Source organism: Bradyrhizobium sp. Ghvi (assembly GCF_900115265.1).
Classification (GTDB): Bacteria; Pseudomonadota; Alphaproteobacteria; order Rhizobiales; family Xanthobacteraceae; genus Bradyrhizobium.
Window position 1 is genome coordinate 1 of the sequence record NZ_FOVU01000037.1, and the last position, 2,649, is coordinate 2,649.

The 2,649-nt window shown below is 63.2% G+C and carries 2 protein-coding genes; both read right to left on the reverse strand.

Annotated features, from left to right (window positions below; translation table 11 throughout):
* Positions 1–128: 128 nt before the first annotated feature.
* Positions 129–941, reverse strand: a complete 813-nt coding sequence (gene istB / locus BM374_RS37660; protein WP_210188635.1) for an IS21-like element helper ATPase IstB — start codon at positions 939–941, stop codon at positions 129–131.
* Positions 938–2,452 carry an IS21 family transposase gene (gene istA, locus BM374_RS37665; RefSeq protein WP_502689504.1) on the reverse strand — a complete coding sequence of 505 codons (1,515 nt, stop codon included), beginning with the start codon at positions 2,450–2,452 and terminating at the stop codon, positions 938–940. The genes istB and istA overlap by 4 nt, the downstream gene beginning before the upstream one ends.
* Positions 2,453–2,649 lie beyond the last annotated feature (197 nt).

Genomic DNA, 2,649 nt, shown 5'->3' on the forward strand with positions numbered 1-2,649 from the left:
TGTAGCGCGGCAATCTGGGTAGGAAGTGCGCGGCAATCAGGATGGCGAGGCGTGTCGCGGCCTGATGATGATTGCCGCGATGATTGTCGCGCGCAAGAGTTTTGTTGAACTCTGATTGTCGCGCAGCGTCAATCAGCGACGGTTTTGGGTGTCGCGTGCGATGGCGGCCGTCCGGGACCGCGTTTTCGTTCGAGGGCGGTCCGTCTGCGATAGCTCTCGACGTTCATCTCGACGATGGTGGCGTGGTGAACGAGGCGATCGATAGCGGCCAGGGTCATGGCGGGGTCCGGGAAGACCCTGTTCCATTCGCCGAATGGCTGATTGGCGGTGATCAGCATCGAGCGGCGCTCGTAGCGTGCGCTGATGAGCTCGAACAGCACGCTGGTCTCGGCCTGATCCTTGGTGACGTAAGCGAGATCATCAAGAATCAGGAGATCGAAGCGATCGAGACGATTGATGGCCGCCTCGAGGTTAAGCTCGCGTCGCGCTAGCTGGAGCTTCTGCACGAGATCGGTGGTCCGGGTGAAGAGGACGCGCCATCCGTTCTCGATGAGGGCCAGGCCGATCGCTGCCGCCAAGTGGCTCTTTCCGCCGCCGGGCGGGCCGAACAACAGCAAATTGGCGCTCTTGCCCAGCCAGCTGTCACCGGCGGCGAGCGCCATCACCTGCGCCTTTGAGATCATCGGCACGGCTTCGAAGTCGAAGCTGTCGAAGGTCTTTCCGGTGGGCAAACGTGCTTCGACAAGGTGTCGTTCGGTCCGACGGCGGCCGCGTTCGGCAATCTCGTGCTCGGCGATGGTCGCGAGGAAGCGGCCGGCCGGCCAGCCTTCCTTGTCGGACTGTTCGGCAAATTGCGCCCACAGCACCTTGATGGCAGGCAGACGGAGCTCATTGAGCAACAGATTGAGGCGCGCGGCATCAACCGTGTTCGTTACGCTCATGCGGCACCTCCGGTCTCGGCGGTACCGATGAGGCATTCGTAGGTCGCAAGCGGCACGAGCTGCACCACGACGTTCGGCAGGTTGGCGGGATCGGGGGCGAAGTAAGCACGTAGCCGGTTGAGGTCGGGCAGTTGGCCGGCCTCGAGGTCGGCGGTGAGCTGATCGGCGAGTTCGGTCTCGCAGCCGCGTTCATGAGCGAGCGCGAGGAGATCGACCATGATCCGGCAGGCTTTTTTGTCCGGCAAGCGTTCGCGCAAGCGATCGAAGGTCTTCCGATAGGCATCGCGCGGGAACAGCCGATCCCGGTAGACCAGATTGAGAAGTGCCATCGGCTTGCGCCGCAGGGAATGGATCACGTGCCGATAATCGACGACCTGGTCGTACTTGCCATTGGGATGCGGCCGCCCACGCGACAGGGTGACGAGATGGGTGCCCCCGACGAACACGTCGAGACGATCGTCGTAAAGGCGCACCCGCAGCCGGTGACCGATCAGGCGCGATGGCACTGTGTAGAACACCTTGCGCAGGGTGAAGCCGCCGGACGAGGTCACGCGGACGATCACCTCTTCGTAGTCGGAGGTGCGCCGATCGGGCAGCTCCTGCAACACCACGCGCTCGCTATCGATCCGCTTGGCGTTGCGGGCATTGCGGCGGCTGACGATCTCGTCGATGAAGCCGCGATAGGTGGCAAGATCGTCGAAGTCGACAGTTCCGCGCAGCAGCAAGGCATCCGCGATTGCTCGCTTGAGATGGCCGTGGGGCCCTTCGATCGAACCATTCTCGTGAGCAACGCCTCGATTGTTGCGGGAAGGCCGCATGCCGTAATGGGCACAAAGGGCCTCGTATCGCTGCGTCAGATCGTCCCGTGCATCACGATTGAGATTGCAGAATGCGGCCGACAGACTGTCGGTCCGATGCTCCCGCGGCGCCCCACCGAGCGACCAGAGGGCATTCTGCAGGCCTTCCGCCAGGGCGACGAAGCTCTCGCCGCCAAGCACGACGTGGGCGTGCTCGAACCCGCAATAGGCCAAACGGAAGTGATAGAGACGATGATCCAACGGAGCACCCGCGATCGTAACACCCAACTCGTCCATGTCTGTGAAGTCGGAGAGGCCGAGTTGGCCAGGCTCGTGGGTTTGGCGGAAGATCACCTCCTGCTCCTCGCCGTGGACCGCCCGCCATGCACGGATCCGACGTTCCAGGGTACGACGGATACCGATGCCGAGATCCGGATGACGCCGTAGCATCTCCTCGAACACCGCCACCGGGCGTAAGCCAGGTGCCGCCTTCAGGATCGGGACGATCTCGGTCTCGAACACCTCGCTCAACGGGTCCGGTCGTCGCCGGCCGCGGGGCGCCTTCCTTTGCGATGGAAATCGGGGATCTCTCTCGATCCGATAGGCGGTCGACGCACTGAATGACGCCTTGGCCGCCGCCACTGGCGGGCTATCGGTCTGACGGTACTTCATGTAGAGCCTCATCTGGTGATCTGTGATGTGTCGGCCGGGCAAGCGAGTGATTCCTCTTGGCGGAAGAACCACTTGCATAACCCCGCCGGCCGCGATCACCAGTCGGCGCGGTCCTCCTCGGGATCGCGCCGACGCTGGGCTCGTAACTCCGGTCGGGCTACGCCCTCCCTCCGTCACGAGCCCAGCGAAACTCTCTCACCTTGATTGACGCTGCCTTCCATCCTGATCGCCGCGCGACA

Coding starts and splice junctions, on each gene's coding strand:
- istB (WP_210188635.1), bottom strand. CDS start 941: ATGAGCGTAACGAACACGGTTGATGCCGCGCGCCTCAATCTGTTGCTC.